The sequence below is a fragment of the Kitasatospora sp. NPDC101157 genome (assembly GCF_044768255.1).
GTDB lineage: Bacteria > Actinomycetota > Actinomycetes > Streptomycetales > Streptomycetaceae > Kitasatospora.
Map to the genome: position 1 here is coordinate 38,447 of NZ_JBIWPL010000013.1, position 24,461 is coordinate 62,907.

Consider the following 24,461-nt stretch of genomic DNA (forward strand, 5'->3'; position numbering starts at 1 on the left):
CCCCACTGCTTCCGGTCGGAATTGGTCTCGACCATTGTCTCGTCTTCACATTCGGAGGATGCTCCTCGACGAAGCGCAAGGGGGGCAGACCCCGGCGCTCACCGTTGAGAGGAAGACCCATGTCGCTTCGCAAGGCGTTCTCCGCCGTCGCCGTGGCCGGCCTCGTGGCCGGCGGCGCCCTCATCGCCGCTCCGGGCGCCCAGGCGGCCACCTACACCTACATCGGCATCTACCCGACCGCCGCCGCGTGCCACGCGGCCGGCCAGGCGTACGTGAACAGCCAGCAGGCCATCGTCTACTTCTGTGACACCACCACCGAGACCGGCCCGGCGCGGCTCTCCGTGGTCCTCCGCTGAACCACCGGAACGCACTGATGGTGGGCCGCACGGCCGGCGGCCCACCATCGATCGAAGGGGTCGGGTTCCCCCCGGCGTAAGGCCGTCAGGCGTCCGGCCCGGTCACCCCCTTACGGGGCGAAGGTCAGCTGCGGCCGGGGCTTGAGGCTCGTCAGGCACAGCAGGTACTTGTCGCTCCCCCGCTTGTACGTGAAGTAGCTGTCGGCGTCGGGGTACTTGCGGCACTCCGCCTCACCGTCGGTGGTGTCGTCGGCCCGGCCCACGACGCGGGCGTCCGCCTGCGGGTCGGAGCAGGGGACCACCTTGACGTCCGGGTTGGTGTCGGTCAGGCCGGACATGGCGAGCGGGCTGCTGTTGTGGATGCAGTCCCCGGCCTTGGCGAACTCGGGGTCGTCCTTCAGCAGGACGAAGAGCAGCGTGATCAGGACCGCCGGGATCAGCAGGCCGACGATCGTGGGCCGCAGGTAGACCGGCTTGCCGGTGTCCATCGGCGTACCGGGGGCTCCGGGCAGCGGCTCCGCCAGCTTGTTGATCTTCAGCCGCTGCGGGATGTTGAACAGCATGACGATCGGGTTGACGATCATCGACGGAATGCCCCACCAGCCCTGCCAGAGGGTGTCGGAGGTCATCTCCCGATGGGTGGCGATGCCGCAGGTGCGGCAGAACGGGCCCCGTCGCTTGAGGTAGCGCATGACGATGACGAAGCCCTGGTGGCCGCGGATGGTGGCGTCCACAGCCGGGACCGAGCCGCAGACCGCGCAGCTGAGCTGCCCCTCGCCGTACGCCGGCGCCCCCTCGACCGGGGCTGCGGAGGCGGTCTCCGCGGGCGCGGTGGTGTCGGGCAGCTCGGCAGACTGAGTGGAAATGGTGAATCCCCCGTGGTGATCAATGAAGTGCGCCGGGGAAACCTATCGTCCTGCGGACACCGAGAACGGGCCAACGGCCTCCCAAGAGCCGGAAGGTCACCGAACCGTGATCACAAACCCCCTCACAACCCCGGAATCCCCGCTGGGTGCTGGTCGTGCTCGGCGCGCAGCAGGTGCGCCATGACGGCGGTTCGGGCGTGTACCAGCCGTCGCGGCGAGGGGCCCCGGCCGCGGGCGTGCGCGCTGCGGCGGCCGTTTCCCTGGCCGCGGTCCCGGCTGATGACGGGTCAAGGGTGGCGGCGGGGCCGCGGCCTCTCGGCGGGCGCGGACGCCGTCAGCCGTGAGGCGGGTGGGACCGGCGCGGGGACTCGGTCCAGGTGGCGCTGCCGTCGGTGAACTCGTAGCGCAGGAGGGGCAGGGCGCGGTCGAGGAGGTCGACCATGGCCCGGTGGTCGGGCGCGTCGCCGGTGAGGAGGTCCAGGAAGACGCTGCCCACGCCGCCGGGGAGCTGGTCGCCGGGGCGGACGTAGGGCCGGTGGCCGGTGATGCCGTCCAGGCTCCGGACCTCGTCGCCGCCGGTCAGGGCGCGCAGTCGCCCGGGGCGGACCGGGGCCAGGCCGTTGAACTGGAAGTACACCCGGTCGGGTGGGGCCGGGGCGGGCGGCGGGAGGGCGCCGAGGGCCAGCAGGGCAGCGGCGCGGACGAGGTCCGTTCCGCAGGCGCGGCGCGCGAGTTCGTTGAGGTGGCCGCCCAGCCGGCCGTTGACCTCGATGATCCGGGGGCCGTCGGGCGTGAGCTTGATCTCCGTGTGGCACAGGCCCGTGGTCACGCCGAGGGCGTCGACCGCGCGGACCGCCAGCCGGGAGACCGCCGTGCGGTCCCGGTCGGACAGCGCGGAGGGCCAGAACTGTCCGCTCTCCCGGAACGGTGGGGTCAGCGGGTGCTTGCCGGTCACCGCGAGCACCGTGGTCCCTTCCGGGCCGGTCGCGGTCTCGACGGACACGTAGTCGCCCAGGGGCCCGCTCGGCCGTCCCGGCAGGAGTTCCTCGACCACCCAGGTCTCCCCCGGGCCGGCGAACAGCCGTGCGCGTGTCCGCTCCGCCTCCGCCCGGTCGTGGACGGCGTAGGTACCCCGGCTGCCCTGGCCGTGGACGGGTTTCACGACCGCCGGCAGGCCGACGGCCGCCAGGGCCGGCTCCCATGCGGCGGCGTCCGGGACGGTCCGGCACCGCACCGCGTCGACGCCGGCGGTGCGCAGCCGTTCGCGCTGCCGGTACTTGTCGGTGAGCAGCTCGGCCACCTCGGGCGGGTGGCCGGGCAGGCCCAGGGCGTGGGTGAGGGCCGAGGTCAGGCGCACCAGGTTCTCGGAGAAGGTCAGCACTCCGGCCGGGGCGAGCCGCCGGACCAGGACGGTGTCCCGCCGCCGGTCCCCGGTCAGCTGGACCACCCGGCCCAGTCTGGACAGGACCGGTCGCAGGGTGCGCACGTGCGGCGAATGGGGCAGCAGGAACGCCAGCGGGGCCAGGTCCGCCGCCCCGACCGCGATCTCGGCCGGGGAGACCGAGCCGACGTCGTACGCCACCGCGAGCGGCGCCGGTTCAGCCATCGAGGGACTCCGTCCCCGTGGTGTGCGCGTTGCGGGCCGCGGCGCGCAGGCCGGCGGCGGCCAGGGTGAGGTAGGCGTCGACCCGGTCCTCGCTCAGCCGGTGCGGGTCGAAGGAGAGGAGCAGCCCGCTGCCGAAGCCGGGGTAGTCCAGGGTGAAGTCGCAGGAGAGCGGGTGGCTGGCCTTGTCGCGGTCCCACCAGCCGTCCGTGGACAGTGCGCGGAGCGCGGAGAGCCGGCGGTAGACGTGGAAGTCGGTGAAGTTGAAGGTCACGTCGAAGGAGCGGCGCCCGAGGTCCTCCTCGATCAGGGCGAGCGGGTGGCGCCGGTGGGGCGCGGCGGCGACCTCGGTGTCCCGCAGGGTCCGGGCGAGGTCGGCCCAGGTGCCGCTGGTGGAGGGCAGGCGCAGGGGAACGGTGTTGAGGAACAGCCCGACGACGCGGTCCGCGTCCGGCAGCTCGGGCCGCCCGTTGACCACGACGCCGGTGACCACGTCGGTGGTGCGGTCCGTCATCCGGCCGAGGGCCCAGCAGTGCACCGCGAGCAGCAGGCTCTTCAGCGGCACACGCGCTTCGGCGGCCTGCCGGCGCAGCTGGACGAACAGTTCGGGGGGCAGCGCGGCGGCGCGGCGGGCGGAGGCGTCGGCCGGGCGGCCGTAGCGCTCCCGGTCCGGCAGCAGGGGCGGCACGTCGCACTGGGCGCGCCAGAACGCGGTGGACTCGGCGTGGTGGACGGCGGCCCGTTCGAGCCGGATGAACTCGGCGGCCGCGGCCGGGGGCGGTTCGGGCAGTCCGTGGCCGGTGTCCGTCAGCCGGGCGTCGTACAGGGTGAGCAGGTCGACCAGGACGGTGGCGAAGCTCCAGCCGTCCATGATCGCGTGGTGGATCGCGACCGTCAGCCGGAAGGTGTCGCCCGGTCCCGCGACCACGTGGCAGCGGAACAGCGGGGCGTGCTCCCAGTCCAGGGCGGTGGAGAGCTGCGCGTCCCGCCAGGCGGCCACGGCGGCGTCGGCGTCCGCGGCCGTGGTGGCGCGCCCGGTCTCCAGGGGTTCGGTGACGTCGTCCCAGAACAGCTGCATCGACTCCGAGTAGCCGCCGAGGTCGAAGGAGCTGCGCAGCGCGGGGTGGCGTCGCAGCAGTTCGCGCAGCGCGGCCCGGAAGTGGTCCTCGTGGTAGGGCGCCGTGACGCGCAGCCCGATCAGGTCGTGGTAGAGGCTCGGGTCCTCGGCCATCTCGCACTGGAAGATCAGTCCGGTCTGGAGCGCCGAGGCGGGCAGTGCGTCCCCGACTCCGGGAGGCAGGGCGGCGCGGTCCTCCGGGTCCACCAGCGGGTCGGCGGGGTCCGCCGGGGCGTCGCCGGGGTGCGTGGGAGTGCGGCCCGGGGTCTGCGGTGTCCGGGCCCCGTCGGCGGTGGCCGTGGCGCGGACGTGGTCGGCGAGTTCGTGGACGGTCGGGTTCATCAGCAGGTCGATCAGGCGCAGCGGGATGCCCTGGGCCGTGGCGCGGGTGATGACGCGCACGGCGGTGAGGGAGTCCCCGCCGACCGCGTAGAAGTCGTCCTCCGGGCCGATCTCGTCGGAGCCGATCTCCTCGCGGAAGAGCGTGAGGAGGGTGCGGGTCGTGGGCTCAGGCTCCATGGGCCGTGCTCCTTCCTTCGGCGGTGAGGCTTGCTCCGGCGGTCGGGCCTCCGGCGGTCGGGCTTGCGGCGGTCGGGCCTCCGGCGGTCGGGCTTGCGGCGCCGGCCTCGGCGAGGGCCTCCTCGACGGCGGCGAGGACGGCGTCGCGGTGCTGCCTCAGGTAGAAGTGGCCGCCGGGGAACATGCGGACGCGGATCGGCGCGCTGAAGTGGTCCTGCCAGGCGGCCAGCCGGGACTCGGTGACGTCGTCCTCGGTGCCGCCGAGGGCGAGCAGCGGCACGGGCAGGCGGCCGAACGCCGGTTCGTAGTCCCGCAGCAGCCGCAGGTCGCTGCGGATCGTCCCGAGGAGGATCTCCCGCAGTTCGGGGTCCTCCAGCAGTTCGGCGGGGGTGCCGCCCGCACTCAGGACGCGCTCCACGAGCCAGTCGTCCTCGGGTGTGCCGGGATCGGGGCGGACGTGGTTCACCGGTGGCCGCGCCGAGACGGCGATCAGGGCGGGCAGCGGGTGGCCGGCCCGTCGGAGCCAGGCGGCCACCTCGGTCGCGATCGCGCCTCCCATGCTGTGCCCGAAGAGCACGAAGGGCCCCGGAGCCAGATCGGTGATCAACGAGCCGATCAGGGCGGCGAGTTCGGGCATCCGCTCGATCCCGGGCGAGTCGATCAGCTGCTCGCGTCCGGGCAGTTGGACGGGCTGGACGTCCAGGGTCGCGCGGGCCCGGACCCACGTGCGGTAGGCGGAGGCGCCGCCGCCCACGTGCGGGAGGCAGAAGACGGTGGCCCGGGCGCCGGGCGGCCGGTCGTCCCAGAAGGGCAGGAGGGCGCGGGCCGGGTCGAGCGCCCGGGCGCGGTCCTCGGACCGGTGGGGGTGGGGGGCGTGCACGGGGGTCCTTCCGCTCGGATCAGTGGGGGGCGGCCGGCCGGTGCCCGGCGGCGATCGACTCGGTGATCTCCCACGCCCGCCCGGCGATGTTGGAGAGCAGGGAGGCGGAGATGCCGTGGGTGTGCTCGGTGCCGCCCTGGACGTAGATGCCGGCCCGCACCGACGGCTCGGTCTCGACCCGGTGGTCGCGGGCGACGCGCAGGGTGCCGGAGTCGGTCCGCTTGCACAGCTCGGCCACCGGGCCCAGGACGGCCACCGCGTCCATCGGGTCGTAGCCGGTGGCGAACACCGCCACGTCGACGGCGAGTTCCTCGGTGCGGTTCGTCATCGCCCGGTCGACGCGCAGCCGGACCCCGCCCCCGGTCTCGGTGGCTTCGGTCACCCGGCTCATCGGGAGCATCCGGATGCGGCGCGGGCCGCGCACCGACTCGCGGTACACGCGCCGGTAGAGGTCGTCGATCAGGTCCTGGTCCACGACCGCGTAGTTGGTGTTGGCGTGGTAGGCGTAGAACCTGTCCTTCACGTCGGGCGGGGAGTGGTAGAAGTCGTCCACCGCGTCGGGGTCGAAGACCTGGTTGGCGAACGGCGAGTCGTCGGCGGGACGGTAGCCGTACTGCGGGATCACTCCGGTGACCTCGGCCTCCGGGAAGGCGGAGTGCAGGTGGGCGACGACCTCCGCGGAGCTCTGCCCGGCGCCCACCACCGCGAAGCGCCGCGGCTGACGGCCGTCCAGGCCGGCGAGCCGGTGCAGCAGTTCGGAGCTGTGCCAGATCCGGTCGGACCGGCTGACACCCGCGGGCATCCGCGGCACCAGGCCGGTGGCGACCACGAGGTTGCGGGTGCGCAGGGTGGCGGTGCGGCCGGTGGCCACGTCGCGGGTGGTGACGTCGAAGGCGTGGACCTCGCCGCCGGCCCGGACGGGCAGGGCGCGGACGGCTTCGGTGCCGTAGGTGACCAGGTCGGGGAACTTGGCGGCGGCCCACTCCAGGTAGTCGTGGTACTCCAGCCGGGTGGGGAAGAAGTCCTTCTGGTTGACGAAGGAGACCAGTCGGCCCCGTTCGTGCAGGTAGCTCAGGAAACCGTACGGGCTGACCGGGTTGCGCAGGGTCGCCAGGTCCTTCAGGAAGCTCACCTGCATGGTGGCGTCCTCGATCAGCATCCCGGGGTGCCAGCCGAAGCGCGGCCGGCGTTCGAGGAAGGCCGCCCTCGCGCCCTGCCACGGGTGCTCGCGCAGGGCGACGGCGAGGGCGAGGTTGGCCGGGCCGAAGCCGACGCCCAGGACGTCGTACCCGGCCCCGCCGTACGCGTCGGGCCCGCCCCGGGCCTGGTCCGTATGCCCCGCGGTCCGCGGCGCTCCCGCAGCTTCCACCCCAGCCTCCGTTCCCGCCTCGATCGGTGTCCGCGCCGCCCCGGGGACGTCACCCGGTGCCGACGCTCCAGTCGTCCAGCAGGGTGGACCGTTGGCGCGCGGAAAAGATCGGCACGCGCGACAGCCGCAGCCCCGGGTCGGCGGCGACCGCCGCCAGGAAGTTCGTGTAGTGCTCGCAGAACGCCTCCGCCGTCGCCGCCCCGAAGAGGTCGGTGGCGTACAGCAGGCGTCCGGTGACCGTTCCGTCGGCCCGCTCGCCGAGGTGCATCTCGGCGTCGAAGCGGGTCCGCAGCCGTCCTTCGGTGAAGTAGCCGATGCGCACCCCCGGCAGGTCGAGGAGGTCCGCCGCGGTGCCGGTGCCGCCCGCGTCGAGGTCGAACCAGACCTGGACGAGCGGGTTGCGGCTGAGGTCGCGCTGCGGCGACAGCTCCCGCACGATCCGGTCGAAGGGCACGTGCTGGTGCGCGTGCGCGGACAGCAGGGCCTCCCGTGCCCGGTCCACCATGACGGTGAACGCCGGGTCGTCCCCGAGCCGGGCGGTGATCGGCAGGGAGTTGGCGAAGAACCCGACGAGCCTCTCGTACGCCACCTTCATCCGGCCGTTGACCGGACAGCCGACCGTCAGGTCGCTCGCACCGGTGTAGCGCGACAGGAGGCCCTGGAAGGCGGCCAGGCAGGTCATGAAGAGGGAGGCGCCGCGGTCGGCGGACAGCTCGCGCAGCCGGTCCGCGGTCCGCGCGTCGACGTGGACCGCGGCCTCGCCCGCCCGGTACGTCGGCTCCTTCGGCCGCTCGTGGTCGGCGGGCAGTTCCAGCACGGGCGGCACGCCGTCCAGGGTCTCCCGCCAGTGGCCGAGGGCCCGTTCGTACACGGGGGTGCCGGCCAGCCCGCTCTGCCAGACGGCGAAGTCCGCGTACTGGGCGCCGAGCGGGGGCAGGCCGGGTGCCGCGGCGCCGGTGCCGGCCGGATCGGGGGTGCCGGCCGGATCGGGGGTGCCGGTGCCCGTCTCGGCCCGGTAGGCCGCGGACAGCTCGCCGGTCAGGATCGTCAGGGACTCCCGGTCGAACGCGATGTGGTGGACCACGACGCCCAGGACGTGGTCGTCCGGCCCCAGCCGGGCCAGCCACACCCGGAGCGGGCCCTGCGTGTCGAGCCGGAACCGGTGGTCGGCCTCCTGGCCGGCGAGCCGCAGGGCCGCCTGCGCCGGATCGGGCGCCGAGCCGAGGTCGTACCGGGTGACCGGTGTCCTCCCCGGCGCCTCCGGCCCCGCATCCGTCCCCACCTCCGGCCCCGCGTCCAGCACCCGCTGGAAGGGCTCGCCCGCCTCGTCGGCCGGGTAGCAGGTGCGCAGCACCTCGTGCCGTCGCACCACGCGGTGGACCGCGCGTTCCAGCGCGTCGGCGTCCAGGGGGCCGAGCAGCCGGTACGCGGTGGACACGTTGTAGGCGGGGCCGCCCCGGGTGAGCTGGTGGAGGAACCAGAGCCGGCGCTGGGCCGGGGCGAGCGGCGGGCGGTCGGGGCGTGGGGCCGGGGTCTCCGGCGGGGGCGCCGCCAGGCCGGCCAGCCGTCGTTCCATGAGTACACGGGCGGCTTCGGAAAGATTGCCCGTCACATTCCGCTCCCTTTTCGGTCGGCACTTCCGCAAGCTGGACGATACGCTTCCCCGGCATCTGGCACAAGGGATTACGACGCCCTCGACAATTCCCGTTCCGGATGCCTACACTCCATCGCCGGTGAGTTCTCTCCACCACGAGTCCGGGAGGTTTCGAATGGCCGACGACCGCACCTACCAGGTTGTGGTGAACCACGAGGAGCAGTACTCGATCTGGGACTCCGAGATGGATGTTCCCGCAGGCTGGAGCCCGGTCGGGGTATCCGGGAGCAAGGCGGACTGCCTCGCCCACATCGAACGGACCTGGACCGACATCACCCCGCTGAGCGTACGGAAGAAGTATTCCGTGGCCACTTCCTGAGGAAATTTGTCCGGGCATCACGGATACCGCCGCGACATGGCGTCGCGGCGGTATCTCCGTGTTTCCGCCCTAGGGATTCAAGGCCGCGTCTATTTCACTCTCGGTCATCCCGGCAATCGATTCGAGGACGAGTTCCTCGATCGCGGCGCACTGCTCGGCGACGGTACGGAAGTCGAATACGGACCGCACCGGGAAGTCGATTCCGAAGACCTCCCGGACCCGTACCGCCAGCCGGGCCGCGGACAGCGAGGTGCCGCCCGAGGCGAAGAAGTCGTCCTCGACCCCCGGTGGAGGCCCGGGCAGCACCTCCGACCAGAGTCCGTGCACCGCCGACTCGGCCGGGGTGCGGGGCGCCACCGCCGGGCCGGCCCCGGCCGCCGACGGCGGGCGCAGCGCCCCGCGGTCGATCTTGCCGGTGGCGGTCAGCGGCAGGCTCTCCAGGCGGACGAAGACGGCGGGCACCAGGTGCGAGGGCACCTCCCGGCGCAGCCGGGCGCGCAGTTCCGCGTCGCCCGGAGCGCTCGGGTCGCACACCAGGTGGGCGGCGAGCATCCGCGCTCCCTCGGGGCCGGCCGCGGTGACCACCGCCTGCCGCACGCCCGGGCAGCGCAGCAGCACGGCCTCCACCTCGGCGGGCTCCACCCGGTGTCCGCTGACCTTCAGCTGGCCGTCGGCCCGGCCCCGGAAGCGCAGGGTGCCGTCGGCCGACCAGTGCGCCAGGTCCCCGGTGCGGTACATCCGCGCTCCCGGTTCCGGGGCGAACGGGTCCGGCCGGAACCGTTCGGCGGTCAGCCCGGGCCGGCCCGGGTAGCCGCGGGAGACCAGGGCGCCGCCGAGCCACAGTTCGCCGCGGACCCCGCGGGGCACCAGGTTCAGCCGGTCGTCGAGGAGGTAGGCCCGCACCCCGGCGATCGGCCGGCCGATGGAGCGCTCCGGCCAGGGTGGTGCGAGGGCGTCCGTCGCGGTCGCGACCACGGTGTTCTCGGTGGGGCCGTAGTGGTTGAACACCGGGATGCCCGGGGCGTCCTCGGCGCGCGGGCGGAACAGGTCGCCTCCGGTCAGCAGCCGCCGCAGCGGGGTGCGCCGGCCGAGCGGCTCGCGGATCAGCAGTTCCGCGGACGGGGTGGGGACGAAGACGGAGCCGGTGCCCGAGGCGGCCAGCCGTTCCAGCAGGCGCGACGGCGTGCGCACCTCCTCCGCCGAGCACACCTCCAGCCGCGCGCCGCTCGCCAGTGCCGCCCAGATCTCCCAGGCGGCGGCGTCGAAGGAGGATCCGGCGGTCTGGGCCACGGCCGTCCCCTCGCTCACCGGGTACCGGTCCAGGTGCCAGTCGAGGAGCCGGGTGAAGGTGCGGTGGGTGACGCCGACGCCCTTCGGCAGGCCGGTGGAACCGGAGGTGTAGACCACGTAGAGGAGCCGGTCCGGGTCGGGTGCCGTGGCCGGGCCGTGCACGGACGGCCCGGCGGACGGGTCGGCGGACGGGCCGGGCGCCTCCGCCGGACCGTCGACGCGGACCAGGCGCACCCCGGTCGCGGCGGTCAGCCGCTCGGTCCGGGCGTCCCCGAGCACCGCGACGGCGCCGGAGTCGCGCAGCAGGTACGCGATCCGCTCGGCCGGGAGCTCCGGGTCGACCGGCAGGTAGGCCGCGCCCGAGCGGACGACGCCCAGCAGGGCGCAGACCAGTTCGGGCCCGCGCGGCAGGCAGACCGCGACCACCCGTTCGGGCCCGGCTCCCAGCTCCCGGACGGTCCGGGCGATCCGCCGGGCGCGTTCGTCGAGCCGGCGGTAGGTGAGCCGGCGCTCTCCGGCGCCGACGGCGACCGCGTCCGGGACCCGGGCCACCACCCGGTCCACGTGCGCGTCCACCGTCGCCGGACCGCGGGGTGCGGTGGGCCCGGTGCCCAGTTCCAGCAGCCGGGCGCGTTCGGCTCCGGCCGTGACGAGCGGGATCGAGTCCAGCGGCCGGCCCGGTTCGGCGGCCGCCGCGGCGAGCAGCGCGGCGTAGTGCCCGGCCAGCCGCTCGGCGCTCTCCCGGTCGAACAGGTCCGCCGCGTACAGCAGTCGACCGGTCAGGGCGGCCCCGTCGGGGCGCAGGTGCAGTTCGGTGTCGAAGCGGGTGGTGGTCTCCGGGGCGGGGACCGGCCGGACCCGGATGCCGGGGAGGATCAGCGCCGGCCGGTCCAGTTCCGGGTCCGCGAGGTCGAACCAGTGCTGGAAGAGCGGGTTGCGGTGGGCCTCGCGGGTCACTCCGAGCCCGGCGACGAGCTGGTCCAGCGGCAGGTCCTGGTGGTCCAGGGCCTGCAGCAGCCGGTCCCTGGTCCGCCGCGTCAGCTCGTCGAGCGACGGGGACCCGTCGAGGTCCCCGCGCAGCGGTACGGAGTGGGTGAAGAACCCGATGGCGTGCTCGACCGCCGGATCCTCGCGGCCGGCGAACGGCACTCCCACCAGGACGTCCCGGACGTCGGCGTAGCGGCCCAGGAGGTGCTGGTGGACGGCGAGGGCCACGCAGAACAGGGTGGTCCGGTGCGCCGCCGCGACGCGGTGCAGGGCGGCGGTGACCTCCTCGGGGACGTGGAGGTCCACCTGTCCGGCGCGGATGCCGGGCTCGGCCGGGCGCGGGCGGTCGGACGGCAGCTCCAGCACGTGCGGCGCGCCGTCGAGTGCGGCGCGCCAGTGCGCCAGCAGCCGGTCCCGTTCGGCCGGGGTGAGCGCGGCGCGCTGCCGGGCCGTGTGGGCGGTGCGGTCCGGGTCGGACGTGGCCGTCGGTGCCGGCCGGCCGCCCGTCAACTGCCGGTACTGCGCTGACAGTTCCCGTTCCAGGATGCCCCGGGACACTCCGTCGAAGGCGATGTGGTGCACCTGGACGTGGAGGAGGAAGCGCTGTTCGGCCAGCCGGAACAGCACGGCCCGCAGCCAGGGCGCCGCGGTGAGGTCCATGGGGGTGGCCAGCAGGGTCCGCACGGCCTCGTCGGCGGCCCGGTCAGGGTCCGGGGCGCCGCTCAGGTCGGCCCGTTCCAGGCGCACGGTCGTGGCGGCCTCGGCGACGGGGACGGGCCGTCCGGCGGTGGTGTCGATCCGGGACCGCAGCACCGGGTGGCGTTCGGCCACCGCCCGCAGTGCGCGCTCCAGCAGGTCGGCGTCCACCGGGCCGTCCAGCAGGCGGCTGAACGGTGTCAGGTAGCCGGTACTGCCGGGAGAGAGCTGGTCGAGGAACCAGAGGCGCTCCTGGGCGAAGGACAGCACGGGCCGTGCGTCCGGCTCGCCGGCCGTCGGCCGCGCCGTCCGCCGCGCCGTCATCCGCGCTCCCCGCGCAGCCGGCGCGCCTCCTGCGCCAGCCCGGCGGCGGTCGGCCGTTCGAAGACCGCCCGCAGGGGCAGCTGCACGCCGAGTTCGGCGCGCAGCCGATGCACCACCTGGGTCACCAGCAGGGAGTGGCCGCCGAGCCGGAAGAAGTCGTCTGTGACGCCGATCCGGTCCCGGCCGAGGGCCTGGGCCAGGATCCGCGCCGCCGTCCGTTCGGTCTCGTCGCGCGGCGCGACCCAGGGCCGGTCGCCGCCGTCCGGCAGCGGCAGGGCCCTGCGGTCCACCTTGCCGGTGCCGGTCATCGGGAACTCCGGGAGGACGACGTAGCGGCTCGGCACCATCGGTGCGGGCAGCCGCACCGCGAGGTACTCCCGGAGGTCGTCCGGGGTGGGGGGTTCGCCGTCGGCGGTCAGGTAGGCCGCCAGGTAGGCGTCCCGGCCCTCGCCGATCCGGACGACGACGGCGCGTTCCACGTCGGTCCGCTCGCGCAGCAGGGCCTCGATCTCGCCGGGTTCGACGCGGTAGCCGTGCAGTTTGATCTGGAAGTCGGCCCGGCCCAGGTACTCCAGCACCCCGCCGGGCCGCCAGCGTCCGAGGTCACCGGTGCGGTACATCCGGGCGCCGGGCGTCTTCGCGTACGGGTCGGGCAGGAAGGCGGCGGCGGTCAGGTCCGGGCGGCCGGCGTAGCCGCGGGCGAGCGGGCCGCCGCCGACGTAGATCTCCCCCTGCACGTTCGGCGGTACGGGTGAGAGGTGGTCGTCGAGGACGTAGATCCGCGCCCCGGACATCGGTCGTCCGGTCAGCGGGTGGTCGGGCCATTCGGCGGCCGGGGCGGTCAGCCGGGGGGCGGTGACCACGTTCACCTCGGTCGAGCCGTAGTGGTTGTCGAGGAACGTCCCGGGGTGGCGGTCGCACAGTTCGCGGACGGCCGAGGTGATCACCTGCCGGTCGCCGGTGGTGATCAGCTCCCGGAGGGTGGCCAGCCGGCCGGGTTCCGTCCTGCCGTGGCGGGCCAGTGCGTCCAGGACGACGACCGGCAGCAGGGCCTTGGTGATGCCGTGGCGTTCGGTCAGTGCGGCCAGTGCCGGGACGTCGTAGCGCTCCGGCTCGGTGGCGATCACCGCGCAGCCGCCCAGCCACCAGGTGGACATCAGTTCCAGGAAGGCGACGTCGGCCGTGACGGGGTAGTACTGCAGGGCGACCGGGCGCTCGGCGTAGTGCTCGCGGCACCAGTCGAGCAGGGTGATCTGCGGCCCGCACTGCATGGCGATGCCCTTGGGCCGCCCGGTGGACCCCGAGGTGTAGATGACGTACAGCAGTTGGTCGGCCTCGCCCGCCGGTGCGTCGTCGGCTCTGCGGGCCGGGCCGGCGGCGACCGGCGGCGGGTGTTCGCCGTCCAGCTCGTGGGCCGGGACCGGGCCCCAGCGTTCGGCGTCCAGGCCGGCCGACACGGACCGGTCGGTCACCACCAGCCGGGCGCCCGCGTCGGCGAGCACCGCACGGGACCGCTCCGCCGGGTGCGCGGGGTCCAGCGGCAGGTACGCCGCGCCGGACTTGACCACGCCCAGCACCGCGACGGCCAGGCCGGTCCCGCGTTCGACGCAGAGCCCGACCACCGTCTCGGGCCCGGCGCCGAGCGCGCGCAGGTCAGCGGCCAGCGACTCGGCCGCCTCGTCCAGTTCGCGGTAGCTGAGGGTGCTGCCGCCGGAGGTGACGGCGGGTTCGTCGGGGGCCTTGGCGACCCATGCGTCGTAGCCCTCCAGGACCGTCCGGGCCGGGGCGGCCCGATGTTCTGTCATGGCGCACTCCAGATCAGATCGTCGTCTCGTGGTTGCCCGGGGCTCGGGAGGGCGCGGTGGCCGGCAGCCGGACCGGTAGCGTCCGCGGTCCGCGGAGCATGGGCCCGTACGTCCACACCACCTCGTCGAAGGGCACGGCCAGCTCGATCCCGGGCAGCCGCCGGAAGAGGACGTCGAGGGCGACCTCGCCCTCCAGCCGGGCCAGGTGGGCGCCCAGGCACCGGTGGGCGCCGTGGCCGAAGCCCAGGTGGCCCGGGCCCCCGCGGTCCGCGCGGAAGACGTCCGGGTCGGGGAACCGGGCCGGGTCGCGGTTGGCGGAGCCCAGGGAGATCAGCAGCGCGTCGCCCTTGCCGATCCGCACGCCGCCCAGCTCGATCGGCTCGGTGGCGAAGCGGTACGCCGTGGACTGGATCGGGGCGTCGTAGCGCATCAGCTCGTTCACGGCGGACTTCCAGGGGATCCGCCCCGCCCGGATCGCCGCCAGCTGGTCCGGGTGCTGGAGCAGCCGGTACACCGCCGTGCCGAGGAACTGGACGGTCGTCACGTGCCCGGCGCCGATCACCGAGAGGATCATCGCCGCCAGCTCGTTCTCGTCGCGCAGCTGTCCCGACTCCAGTCCCCGGACCAGGTGGGTGCCGACGTCGGGCCCGGGGTGGGTCCGCTTGTACGCGGCCAGGCCGGCCGTGTACTCCAGCAGCCGGGCCAGCCGGTCCACGTCCGGCGGGTCGGTCAGACCGGTGTGGTAGAAGAGGTCCAGGCAGCGCGCCGGGGGCTCGCGCAGCTCCGGTGGGATCCCCAGGACCTCGTGGATGACGGCCACCGGCACCGGCAGGGAGAAGTGCTCGACGAGGTCGCAGCCGTCGGGGCCGGTCATGGTGTCGACGGCCCGGTGGGCGGTGCGGGCGATCGTCCCCCGCATCCGCGCGACCGCGGCCTCGCCGAACGCGCCCGCCACCAGCCGCCGCAGCCGGGTGTGTTCGGGCCGGTCGAGGTCGAGCAGTCCTCGCGCCGGGTCCCACTCGCCCGTGCCGAAGGGGGCCTGGGCGCCCGCCGAGTTGCGGTCGTCGTTGCTGAGCCGGGGGTCCAGCAGGCAGGCGCGGGCCAGGTCGTAGGTGGTGACGAGCCAGGTGGTGCCCGCCCGGTGCGGGGTGTAGACCTCGCTGACCGGGGCGTGTTCGCGCAGCCAGGCGTAGTTCGGGTAGGGGTCGGGGTCGCCGTTCTCCTTGATGGAGCCGGACACGTAGGCGTCGGAGGCCACGTCGATCTCCTCTCGGTGGTCAGCGGGACGCGGCCGCGGCGACCGCGCCGGCCATGCCGTCGGCGAGTTCGTCGATCAGCGGGCCGGGGGCGCGCAGGAAGGCGTGGTGGTCGCCCGGCAGGATCTTGCGCTCGCACTGCCCCGGCGGGCAGCAGGCCGACCAGCCGGTCATCAGCCCGGGTGCGACCTCCTGGTCGTCGCTCCAGCCGAGCAGCCGGATCCGGGTGGGCAGGACGACCGGTCCCGCGGTCCGGTAGGCGCGGTTGGCCGCGAGGTCCGCCGTCATCACGCGCAGCCCCAGCTCGATCAGGTCCGGGACCGGCTCCGAGCCCATGATCCGGGTGAGGCGCTCCAGTTCGGTCCTCAGCTGCGGCTCGTCCATCGTGAGGTAGCGGCCGTACGGGCCCTCGTGCGGTGCCACCTGGGAGGAGACGAAGAGCACGTCGGGGACGGGGAGGCCGAGCCGGGCGAGCCGGTGCGCGGTCGCGAAGGCCGCGAGCGCGCCCCCGCAGTGGCCGAAGAAGCCGAACGGCCGGTCGAGGTGGGGCAGCAGGGCCGGGGCGAGTTCGTCGGCGAGTTCCTCGTAGGTGGCGAAGTTCGCTTCGCGCACCCGGTTCTCGCGGCCGGGCAGCTGGATCCGGCACACCTCGGCCGGCCCCGTCCGGGCGGGCCACTTGCTGTACATCGACGCGCCGACCCCGGAGTACGGGAAGCAGAACAGCCGGGCCGGGGCGTCCGCGTCCGGGGTGCGCAGCAGCCATCTCTTCTTGCCCGGCGCCCGGCGCGGGGCCGGGTCCGCTTCCTGCGGGGTCATGCGAGCACCTCCGGTCGGGGCAGCGGTCCGTGGGCGGCCAGGGCGTCGCGCATGCCGTCGCGCAGGACGGCGGTCACGGGCAGGGAGCTGATCCCCGCGACGAAGTTGGACCCGAGGTGGCGGACGGGACCGGCGGGCCGGAACTCGGCCACGTGCCGGACGATCTCCTCCAGCATGATGCCGAGGGCGATCCGGGCCAGGGGCGCGCCGACGCAGTAGTGCGGGCCGAAGCCGAAGGCGACGTGCCGGTTGGGGGTGCGGTCGACGGCGAAGCGGTACGGGTCGGGGAAGACCGAGGCGTCCCGGTTCGCCGAGCCCAGCCAGGCGACGACCGCGTCACCGCGCGGGATCCGCACGCCGTGCTGCTCGGTGTCCCGGACGGTGTGCCGCAGGAAGTGGTTGGCGGGTGAGGACCAGCGCAGGCCCTCCTCGACCGCGCTGGGCACCAGCTGCGGTTCGGCCAGCAGCCGGCGGTACTGGTCGGGGTTCTCCATCAGGGCCAGTACGGTTCCCGCGAGGGCGTGCGGGGTGGTGACGTTCGCTCCCAGCAGCAGGCTGTAGCAGTTGTAGACCAGCTCGTCCTGGCGCAGCGGGCGGCCGTTCGCCCTCATCCGGACCAGGAAGCCGGTGAGGTCGTCGCCGGGGTCGGCGGAGACCTCGCGCACCCGCTGCGCGAAGTACCGGAACAGTTCGTGGTGGGCGGAGAGCAGGGTGGTGTGTCCCCCGCCCTCCTGGAACGCCGGGTCCTGGGGGGCGACCGCCATCGTGGTCAGCCGGGCGAGTCGGGCCCAGTCCGCCTCGGGCAGTCCCATCAGCGCTCCGGTGAACGCCATGGGGAAGGACGCCGCGGCCTCGGCCAGGTCCAGCGGGCCGTCGGCGAGCGGCGCGAGCAGCCGGAGCACCAGGTCGCGGATGCGCGGCCGCCAGCGTGCGAGGGCGCGGGCCGACATCGCCTTGCTCAGCGGCTCGCGCAGCGCGGTGTGCGCGGGCGGGTCGCTGGCGGCCATCATCAGGCCGCCGGCCGGGTCGGCGGAGCCGAGGACGGAGAGCAGCGTGCCGCGCTCCGAGGTGTAGCGGGTGTGGTCGCGCAGCACGTCGTTGACGTCGCGGTAGGTGGTCACGGACCAGAAGGACCGGCCGTCGGGCAGGGTCTGCCGGTGGACGGGGGCCCGTTCGCGCATGGCGTGCCAGACGGTGTGCGGGTCCCCCGAGGCGTACAGCTCGGGGTCGGCGAGGTCGACGGTGTCCAGCGCGATGGCCGCGGGGTCCGCGGGGTGGCCGGTCCTCATGACGTCATCTTTCCCAACTCCTGTATCACTTCGGCGAGTTCGGCGACGGTGGGGTTCTCGTAGAAGGACCGTGCGGTGACGAACACGCGGTGGACCCGGCCGATCTCCTCGGTGATCGCGGCGGCGACCAGCGAGTGCCCTCCCAGGTCGAAGAAGTCGTCGTCCACCCCGACGGTGTCGATCTCCAGCAGATCGCCCCACAGCTGGGCCAGCCACTGCTCCAGTTCGCTGCCGGGCAGCCGCAGCGGCGCGTCGACGGCGGGTCTGGAGCGTTCCTCGCGCGCGGCGAGGGCGCGCCGGTCGACCTTGCCGGACGGGCCGAGCGGCAGCTCGTCCAGCTGGACGAAGGCGCCGGGCACCAGGTGGGCGGGCAGCCGTTCGGCGAGCTCCCTGCGCAGACCCGGCAGGTAGAGCGGCTGGTCCGCCGTCAGGTAAGCGACCAGGGCGCGCTCCCCGGTCGGGCGGGTCCGGGCGACGACCGCGGCGTCCCCGACGCCGGGCAGTGCGCGCAGCGCCGCCTCCACCTCGCCGGGCTCCACCCGGAATCCGCGGATCTTGACCTGGTCGTCCACGCGTCCGTGGAACTCCAGGAGCCCGTCCGGGCGCCGCAGGGCCAGGTCGCCGGTGCGGTACAGGCGGGCGCCCGGATCGGGCGAGAAGGGGTCGGGGACGAACCGCTCGGCCGTGGCGGCCGGCCGGCCGAGGTAGCCGTGGGCGACACCGGTGCCGCCCGCGTACAGCTCCCCCACGGTGCCGTCGGGCACCGGTCGCAGCCGCTCGTCGAGCAGGTGCACCTCGGTCCCGGGAATCGGGCGACCGATCGGGACGGGGCCGGGAGAGACCGGTTCGGTCACGGCGTGGCAGCAGGTGAAGGTGGTGTTCTCGGTCGGACCGTACCCGTTGACCAGCGTCATCCCGGGGAAGGCCGCGAGCATCGCGTCCACGTGCCGGGCGGAGAGGACGTCGCCGCCCGCGAGCAGTCTGCGGACCGTCGCCAGCCGGGGGTCGGGCCGCTGCGCGACGAGGTGGAACAGGCCGGCGGTCAGCCACATCGCGGTGACCCCCTCCGCCTCGACCACCTCGGCGAGCCGTTCCGGGGTCACCTCCCCGTCCGGGAAGACCGCCAGCCGCGCGCCGTTGAGCAGGGGCGCCCACAGTTCCAGCGTCGAGGCGTCGAAGGCGGCGGGTGCCAGGTGCAGCACGACGTCCCCGGGGCCGACCGGCAGCACGTCGCTGTCCCTCACCAGGCGCAGCACCGCGCCGTGCGGCACCAGCACGCCCTTGGGCTCGCCGGTGCTGCCCGAGGTGTAGGCGAGGTAGGCCGGGTCCCGGCCGTCGCCCGGTGGGGGCGGCGGCGACGCGGGGGCGGTGCCCGGGGGGTCGGTGCCGAGCGGGTCGGTGCCGAGCGGGTCGGAGGCGTCGGAGGCGTCGGAGGCGTCGAGGGTGTCGGGGGCACCGGGGACGTCGAGGGTGTCGACGTACACCGGCTTGACCTCGGCGAGGAGTTCGGCGGGCGCCTCGGGCCGGGTGACCAGCAGCGCGGCGCCGCAGTCCCGCAGCAGCGCGGCCGCCCGGGCGGCGGGTTCGCCCGGGTCCAGTGCCACGTGGAAGCCGCCGGTCTTCAGTACCGCGAGCAGGGCGACGACCAGCGCCGGCGAGCGTTCCAGCCGGACGGCCACCGGCCGGCCCGGCCCGGCGCCGAGGCCGCGGAGCCGGGCGGCGAGCGCGTCGGCCGCGGCGTCCAGCCGGGCGTACGTCAGGACGGTGCCGGCGCAGCTGAGCGCCGGTGCCCGGGGGGTCGCGCGGGCCTGGGCGGTGAAGCGGGCGTGCACGGTGGCCGGGTGGTCGCCACGGGTCGTGGGGGCCTGGTGCCGGTTCATGCGCTGTCCCTTCCTCGTGGGTCGGAGACGGGGGTGCCGGGGTGGGTGAGCGCGGTCCAGGTGGCGGTCGCGCTGGCGAGGAGTTGCGCCGAGGTGTCGTAGAGGGCGCTGTCGACGCGGAGCAGCCGGCCGCCGACGGTGCCGCGGCGGGCGACCACGACGCACGGTTCGCCGGCGCGCGGCGCGCGCAGGACGACGGCGGTCATCCGGGTGAGCAGCCGGGGGCGGGCGACCGGGTCGTCGGTCCAGCCGCCGGGGCAGTCGAGTGCGCTCCACAGGAGCTCGGCGGGGACCGGGGCGCCGTCGACCGCGTCCTCGGTGGCCGGTCGCCAGGGGCTGGCCACGGTGCCGGGCCGTCCCTCCACCGGCCCGGGGGCCAGTCCCAGGCCGTCCCGGGCGGGTCGGCGGTCCCCACAGGCGAAGCAGGTGGGGAACGGGTGCCCGGTTCCTCCCGGGAAGCGGTCGGCGGCGGCCCGGGCGGCGGCCGGGTCCACGGCGGGTGGCGGATCGGCGGGGGTGCTGCCGGGTGCCACGGTGGCCAGCAGCCGGGTGCCGTGGGTCACCGTCGAGCGCCGGAGGCCGGGGACGAAGGTGAGCGGCTCGTCCAGCGGGACGGGGGCGTGGAGGGTGACGGTGGTGACGGCGCCCTGGTGGGCGGCCGCGAGTGCGGCGAAACGGCCGCAGACGTACCCGCCGTGCCCGCTGGCCGCCGGCCCGTTGTACCGGGGCGGTATCCGCAGTGTCCGTCGCTCAGCCAACGCCGGACCCCTCCCGCTCGGCGACGGCCGCGTCCACGGCGGCGGCGAAGCCCGCCAGGGTCGGCGCGTCGAAGATCGTCCGGGTCGGCAGCCGGACCCGGAACCCGGCCCGGACGCGGGCGATGAGTCGCATGGCGAGCAGGGACTGCCCGCCGAGTGACAGGAAGTCGGAGTCACGCCCGACGCGTTCGACCCGGAGCAGGTCCTGCCAGATCAGGGCGACGGCCCGTTCGGTCTCGGTGTGCGGGGCCCGGTGCGGCGGCCCGCCGGGGGCGGTGGCGCCGTCCCGGGCGGATTGCCGGGCCAGTTCCAGGCGGTCGATCTTGCCGCTGGTCAGCCGGGGCAGGGCCGGGTGGCGCCGGTAGCCGTCGGGGAGGGCGGCGGAGACCAGGCGGTCGGCCAGGAAGCGGCGCAGCGTGGCGTCGTCGGGCGACCGGTCGCCGGTCACCAGGTGGGCCACGAGCCGCACGCCGCCGTGCGGCCGGTCCTGGACGGCGACCACGGCGGCCTGGTCGACGTCGGGGTGCAGCAGCAGGGCGTGTTCGACGTCGGAGGGCTCCACCCGGACGCCGCGGATCTTCACCTGCTGGTCGACCCGCCCGAGGAATTCGAACACCCCGTCCGGCCGTCGGCGCGCCAGGTCACCGGTCCGGTAGAGCCTGCCGCCGGGGGCGCCGTGCGGGTCGGGGACGAACCGGGCGGCGGTCGCGGCGGCGGCCCCCGCGTACCCCCAGCCGACACTGGTGCCGCCGATCAGCAGTTCGCCCGGGGTGCCGGGCGGGACGGGCGCTCCGGCGTCGTCGGCGATCACGGCGTGCACGCCGTCGATGGGCCGGCCGATGGGGACGGCGTCCAGTTCCTCGTCCCCGGGGCCGATCTCGTGGGTGAGGACGTCGATGCAGGTCTCGGTGGGGCCGTACTGGTTGAAGATCCGCGCGCCCGTCAGGTCCAGGACGTGGCGGACCAGGTCGCCGGGCAGCCGCTCGCCGCCGATCAGCAGGTAGCGCAGTGCCGCCAGGGCGGGGCCGCCGCCCTCGGCGGTGAACTCCCGCAGCAGGGAGGGGACGGAGTGCATCACGGTGACCCGGTGGCGGTCGAACCGGGCCGCCAGTTCCCGGGGTTCGGCTTCGGTGCCGTCGGGGGCGACGTACAGGGTGGCGCCGAAGCAGAGGGGCGCGAGCAGGAGCCAGAACGAGCAGTCGAAGACGAGCGACCCCCAGTGGGCGACGGTGTCGCCGGGGCCGATGGGATAGCAGCTCTGCGCCCAGAGGAAACGATTCTGCAAAGCGCTGTGCGGCACCTGGACCGGCTTCGGCCGCCCCGAGGAGCCGGAGGTGTGGAGCACGTAGGCGAGGTCCGCCGGCCCCGGACCGGGCGGCGGTGGCGAACCGGACGGCACCCCGTCCGCCGACAGCAGGTCGTCCAGGCGCAGCGCGCCGGGGACGAGCTCCGCTCCCGCGGTGTCGGCGAGGACGGCGGCGGGTGCCAGCCGCGCCACGTTCTCGCGGACGGCCGCGGCGGCGTGGCGCACGTCGAAGGGCGCCACGGCGGCCCCCGCGCCGAGGATGCCGACCAGGGCCAGCACCTGCTCCACCGACCGGGTGGAGCACAGCGCCACGGTGTCCCCCGGCCGCACGCCCGCGGCGTGCAGCGCCCGCGCGAAGCGGGCGGCCGCAGTGGCCACCTCCGCGCGGGTGAACCGACGGGTCCCGTCGGTCAGGGCCACCTCGTCGGGCCGGTCCGCATTCGTGGCGGCCATCAGGTCCCACACCGTCGTGTCAGGTCTCACGCCGGTACCTGCGCATGACGACGAGAAATCCGTGAAATCACCATGACCCCCGTTTCGGGAAGCTGCGGCGGAAAGGAGGAGAAGGAATGTGTCAGGTTGCCGACGTGGTGGATCCGGCGGAATGCGCCGGATCCGTCGCAATGCCCTCGGCGGGGCCGGAATTCGGCGCACGCAGGTTCCGCACGGCCGGGGACATCAGGACGAGGAAATTGGCGGCGATCTGCCAGCCGACACCGACGGCCAGCACCAGACCGATGCTGGTGGCCTCGGCCAGCGGGCCGGCGAGGGCGAGCCCGACCGGTCCGATCGAATAGGCGCCGAGGGTCACGTACGACATCACCCTGGACAGGCTGTCCGCCGGGACGTGCTGCTGGATCGTCGTCATCCAGAGGCTGTTGAACACCGCGCTCGACACACCGGCGGCGAGGGCCGCGGCGCACACCGCCCACAGCGGCGCGCGGACCGCCAGGGCCGCCGAGGGCGCCGCCCACAGGAAGGTGACCAGGGTGGTCACCACCAGCGGACGGGACGGCCGCCGGCCGAGCAGCACCAGGCCGCCCAGCAGGGAGCCCCCGCCGAACGTGCCGACGATCAGGCCCCAGGCCTCCGGTCCGCCGTAGCTGCGGTCCGCCGAGACGGGGCCGAGCACCAGGTAGGGCGCCCACACGATCAGGTTGAACAGGGTGAACTGGAGCGTGACGGTCCACAGCCAGGTGTGGGCCGAGAAGGTCCGCCAGCCGGCCCGCAGTTCGGCCGGCAGGGAGCCTCCGCCGAGGCCCCGCCCCCGGTCGCCGACCCGCAGCAGGAGCAGGGCGCCGATGCTGACCAGGTAGCTGAGGGCGTCCACCAGCAGCACGGCGGCCGCCGAGGTGACCGCGACCATCACGCCCGCGACGGCCGGCCCGCCCACCGCCGCCGCGGACTGGGCCATCCCCAGCAGCGCGTTGGCCTCGGGCAGCCGGTCCTTCGAGGCGATCTGCGGGACCAGACCGTCGAACGAGGGCCGGAACAGGGCCTCGCCCAGCCCGCCACAGGCGGCGAGGGCGAGCACCGTCCACAGCGGCACCGGGCCGGCCAGGAACAGCACCGCCAGCGTGCCCTGGCTGAGGGCGCGGACGGCGTCGGCCGTCAGCATCACCAGCCGCCGCGGCAGCCGGTCACCGAGGACGCCGCCACCCAGCAGGAACAGCACCATCGGGACGATGCGGGCGGCGAGCACGAGGCTCAGGTCGGTGGGGGACCCACCGTTGTGCAGAACCGCGAAGGAGAGCGCCACGGACGCCATGGACGTGCCGAGGTTGGACGTGACGTATCCGACGAAGAAGACCGAGAAATCACGTTCACGGAAAACCGCGAAACGCTCCCGTGATCCCATCACCGACCGGTCCCGGCCGCCACGGGAAAAGAATTCTCCGGCGCAGCTGCACGCGCTGACACGAAATCCCCCTTCGCGCGACGGACAACCAACTTCCGGAACGTCGTGAGCTTAGGCACCGCCGGCAACCGAAGTCAATCATGATCAGCGCGGCGGGCACAGTCGGAATGGGCTGTTCTTCACATCTTCCTTGGAATCAGGGGGAAGGTCCCGCCTTCTTTCGGCCACGGTGGTTCCCGCCATTCCGTTTTCCGCCGGTCGGCCTGCCGCCCCTCGGGGCGCCCTGAGCTGGCCGGACGGCACCGGTCCGGTGTGGCCCGTGGGACGGAAGGGGCCAGGCGGGCGCATCGGTACGGACGAGGCCCCGGGGGCCGCGAGGCGAGAGTGTCCGGATCGCGCCCCTCGGCGTCCGCCGGCGCCGCCGGGGCCGCCGGCGCGTCGAGCTCACCGCCCACGTCCGCGCGCACCTCACCGAGCGGCGGAACGAGCGCGCACCTCACCGAGCGGCCCCCCGCCCGCCGTTTGAGCCCGGGCGGACCGGAAAGGCGCGCCCGATGCGACGGGCCGGCGGCCGGGGAGCCCTCCCCGGCCACCGGCACGGCCGCCGAGCAGCGGGTGCCCGGGACACCCGCGTTCCGTCCGGCGTCGTGTCCGCCCTTGGACACGGACGGGCGGGCGCGGCCGGCACGCCGTGGAGAGGAGTCAACGTGGCAGTTCCCGGCCGGACCGATCCCGGGTCCGTACTCCCCCCGAAACCGCCGGCCCCGCCGACGCCCCCGACGGCCCCCGAGGCCGTCGCCGATCCGGGCGCCCTCGGCCTCGCGGCCTTCGCGATGACCACGTTCGTGCTGAGCTGGTTCAACGCGGGTCTGATCAACGAGTCGGTGGCCGGGGTGGTGCTGCCGCTGGCCCTGTTCTACGGAGGCATCGTCCAACTGCTCGCCGGGATGTGGGAGTTCCGGCGCGGTAACACCTTCGCCGCGACGGCCTTCGCGTCCTTCGGCGCCTTCTGGCTGGCGTACTGGGGCTTCGCCCACCTCGTCGTGCCGCAGCTGCTGCACACGCCCCAGCTCTACCAGGCGACCGGCCTGTTCCTGCTGGCGTGGACGATCTTCACGGCCTACATGACCATCGCCGCCCTGCGGACGACGGGAGCCGTCCTCGCGGTCTTCGTCGTGCTGACCCTGACCTTCCTGCTGCTGACCATCGGGGCCTTCGCCCGGTCCGACGGCTGGACCAAGGCCGGCGGCTGGCTGGGACTGGTCACCGCGGTGATCGCCTGGTACGCCTCCTTCGCCACCGTCACCAACGGGACCTTCCGACGGACCGTCCTCCCGGTGTGGCCGCTCAGCGGCCCCGCCGCTCCGCTCGGCCCGACGCCTCCCACCGGCCCTCCGCCTCCCGCCGGCCCCACGCCGCCGGCCGGTGGTTCCGTCCCGCCCGCCGGCCCCTCGGATCCCGGGTACGGGCAGGCCCGGGGGTTCCCGGACCGCCCCGGGGAGTAGCGAGTGAG

Annotated in this window: 18 protein-coding genes; 3 read left to right on the forward strand and 15 right to left on the reverse strand. The window is 74.6% G+C overall.

Features of this window, described 5'->3' with window-relative positions; all coding sequences use genetic code 11:
• Positions 1-119 precede the first annotated feature (119 nt).
• The gene (locus ACIRVF_RS24200; RefSeq protein WP_402821395.1) at positions 120-356 is read left to right on the forward strand and encodes a hypothetical protein; all 237 of its coding nucleotides are present in this window, start codon (positions 120-122) and stop codon (positions 354-356) included.
• A gap of 110 nt (positions 357-466) precedes the next feature.
• Here the strand turns inward: ACIRVF_RS24200 and ACIRVF_RS24205 are convergent, their stop codons facing one another.
• The 6 genes from ACIRVF_RS24205 to ACIRVF_RS24230 form a co-directional block, all read right to left on the reverse strand.
• On the reverse strand, positions 467-1,090 hold the full coding sequence (locus ACIRVF_RS24205) for a hypothetical protein (protein ID WP_402821396.1): 624 nt from the start codon (positions 1,088-1,090) through the stop codon (positions 467-469).
• 466 nt (positions 1,091-1,556) lie between these two features.
• Entirely contained in the window at positions 1,557-2,828 is a 1,272-nt protein-coding gene (locus tag ACIRVF_RS24210; RefSeq protein WP_402821398.1) for an ATP-grasp domain-containing protein, read from the reverse strand.
• Entirely contained in the window at positions 2,821-4,461 is a 1,641-nt protein-coding gene (locus ACIRVF_RS24215; protein WP_402821399.1) for a condensation domain-containing protein, read from the reverse strand. The genes ACIRVF_RS24210 and ACIRVF_RS24215 overlap by 8 nt, the downstream gene beginning before the upstream one ends.
• Entirely contained in the window at positions 4,451-5,341 is an 891-nt protein-coding gene (locus tag ACIRVF_RS24220; protein WP_402821400.1) for a thioesterase II family protein, read from the reverse strand. The genes ACIRVF_RS24215 and ACIRVF_RS24220 overlap by 11 nt, the downstream gene beginning before the upstream one ends.
• Positions 5,342-5,360: 19 nt before the next feature.
• Positions 5,361-6,710, reverse strand: a complete 1,350-nt coding sequence (locus ACIRVF_RS24225) for a lysine N(6)-hydroxylase/L-ornithine N(5)-oxygenase family protein (RefSeq protein WP_402821401.1) — start codon at positions 6,708-6,710, stop codon at positions 5,361-5,363.
• A 49-nt stretch (positions 6,711-6,759) separates the two neighbouring features.
• A complete protein-coding gene (locus ACIRVF_RS24230; protein WP_402821402.1) occupies positions 6,760-8,286 on the reverse strand; it encodes a condensation domain-containing protein in 1,527 nt (508 codons plus the stop codon).
• A gap of 193 nt (positions 8,287-8,479) precedes the next feature.
• Here ACIRVF_RS24230 and ACIRVF_RS24235 point away from each other — a divergent pair, with 193 nt between their 5' ends.
• Positions 8,480-8,683: an MbtH family protein gene (locus tag ACIRVF_RS24235; protein ID WP_402821403.1), complete on the forward strand. Its 204-nt coding sequence runs from the start codon at positions 8,480-8,482 to the stop codon at positions 8,681-8,683.
• 69 nt (positions 8,684-8,752) lie between these two features.
• Here the strand turns inward: ACIRVF_RS24235 and ACIRVF_RS24240 are convergent, their stop codons facing one another.
• From ACIRVF_RS24240 to ACIRVF_RS24280, 9 genes are all read right to left on the reverse strand, one after another.
• Positions 8,753-11,980 carry an amino acid adenylation domain-containing protein gene (locus ACIRVF_RS24240; RefSeq protein ID WP_402821405.1) on the reverse strand — a complete coding sequence of 1,076 codons (3,228 nt, stop codon included), beginning with the start codon at positions 11,978-11,980 and terminating at the stop codon, positions 8,753-8,755.
• Positions 11,977-13,785 (reverse strand): amino acid adenylation domain-containing protein, encoded by a 1,809-nt coding sequence (locus tag ACIRVF_RS24245; RefSeq protein ID WP_402821407.1) that lies wholly within the window; start codon positions 13,783-13,785, stop codon positions 11,977-11,979. The genes ACIRVF_RS24240 and ACIRVF_RS24245 overlap by 4 nt, the downstream gene beginning before the upstream one ends.
• Positions 13,786-13,798: 13 nt before the next feature.
• Positions 13,799-15,043 (reverse strand): cytochrome P450, encoded by a 1,245-nt coding sequence (locus ACIRVF_RS24250; protein WP_402821410.1) that lies wholly within the window; start codon positions 15,041-15,043, stop codon positions 13,799-13,801.
• A gap of 19 nt (positions 15,044-15,062) precedes the next feature.
• Positions 15,063-15,857, reverse strand: coding sequence for a thioesterase II family protein (locus tag ACIRVF_RS24255; protein ID WP_402821413.1), 795 nt, complete (start codon positions 15,855-15,857; stop codon positions 15,063-15,065).
• A complete protein-coding gene (locus ACIRVF_RS24260; protein ID WP_402821415.1) occupies positions 15,854-17,146 on the reverse strand; it encodes a cytochrome P450 in 1,293 nt (430 codons plus the stop codon). Before ACIRVF_RS24260 ends, ACIRVF_RS24255 begins: the two co-directional genes overlap by 4 nt.
• Positions 17,143-19,026 (reverse strand): amino acid adenylation domain-containing protein, encoded by a 1,884-nt coding sequence (locus tag ACIRVF_RS24265; RefSeq protein ID WP_402821418.1) that lies wholly within the window; start codon positions 19,024-19,026, stop codon positions 17,143-17,145. The genes ACIRVF_RS24260 and ACIRVF_RS24265 overlap by 4 nt, the downstream gene beginning before the upstream one ends.
• Positions 19,023-19,784 (reverse strand): hypothetical protein, encoded by a 762-nt coding sequence (locus ACIRVF_RS24270; RefSeq protein WP_402821421.1) that lies wholly within the window; start codon positions 19,782-19,784, stop codon positions 19,023-19,025. Before ACIRVF_RS24270 ends, ACIRVF_RS24265 begins: the two co-directional genes overlap by 4 nt.
• Positions 19,777-21,573, reverse strand: a complete 1,797-nt coding sequence (locus ACIRVF_RS24275) for an amino acid adenylation domain-containing protein (RefSeq protein WP_402821424.1) — start codon at positions 21,571-21,573, stop codon at positions 19,777-19,779. The genes ACIRVF_RS24270 and ACIRVF_RS24275 overlap by 8 nt, the downstream gene beginning before the upstream one ends.
• A gap of 91 nt (positions 21,574-21,664) precedes the next feature.
• On the reverse strand, positions 21,665-22,948 hold the full coding sequence (locus ACIRVF_RS24280; protein ID WP_402821851.1) for an MFS transporter: 1,284 nt from the start codon (positions 22,946-22,948) through the stop codon (positions 21,665-21,667).
• 707 nt (positions 22,949-23,655) lie between these two features.
• Here ACIRVF_RS24280 and ACIRVF_RS24285 point away from each other — a divergent pair.
• On the forward strand, positions 23,656-24,453 hold the full coding sequence (locus ACIRVF_RS24285; RefSeq protein WP_402821427.1) for an acetate uptake transporter: 798 nt from the start codon (positions 23,656-23,658) through the stop codon (positions 24,451-24,453).
• Positions 24,454-24,461: the final 8 nt, after the last annotated feature.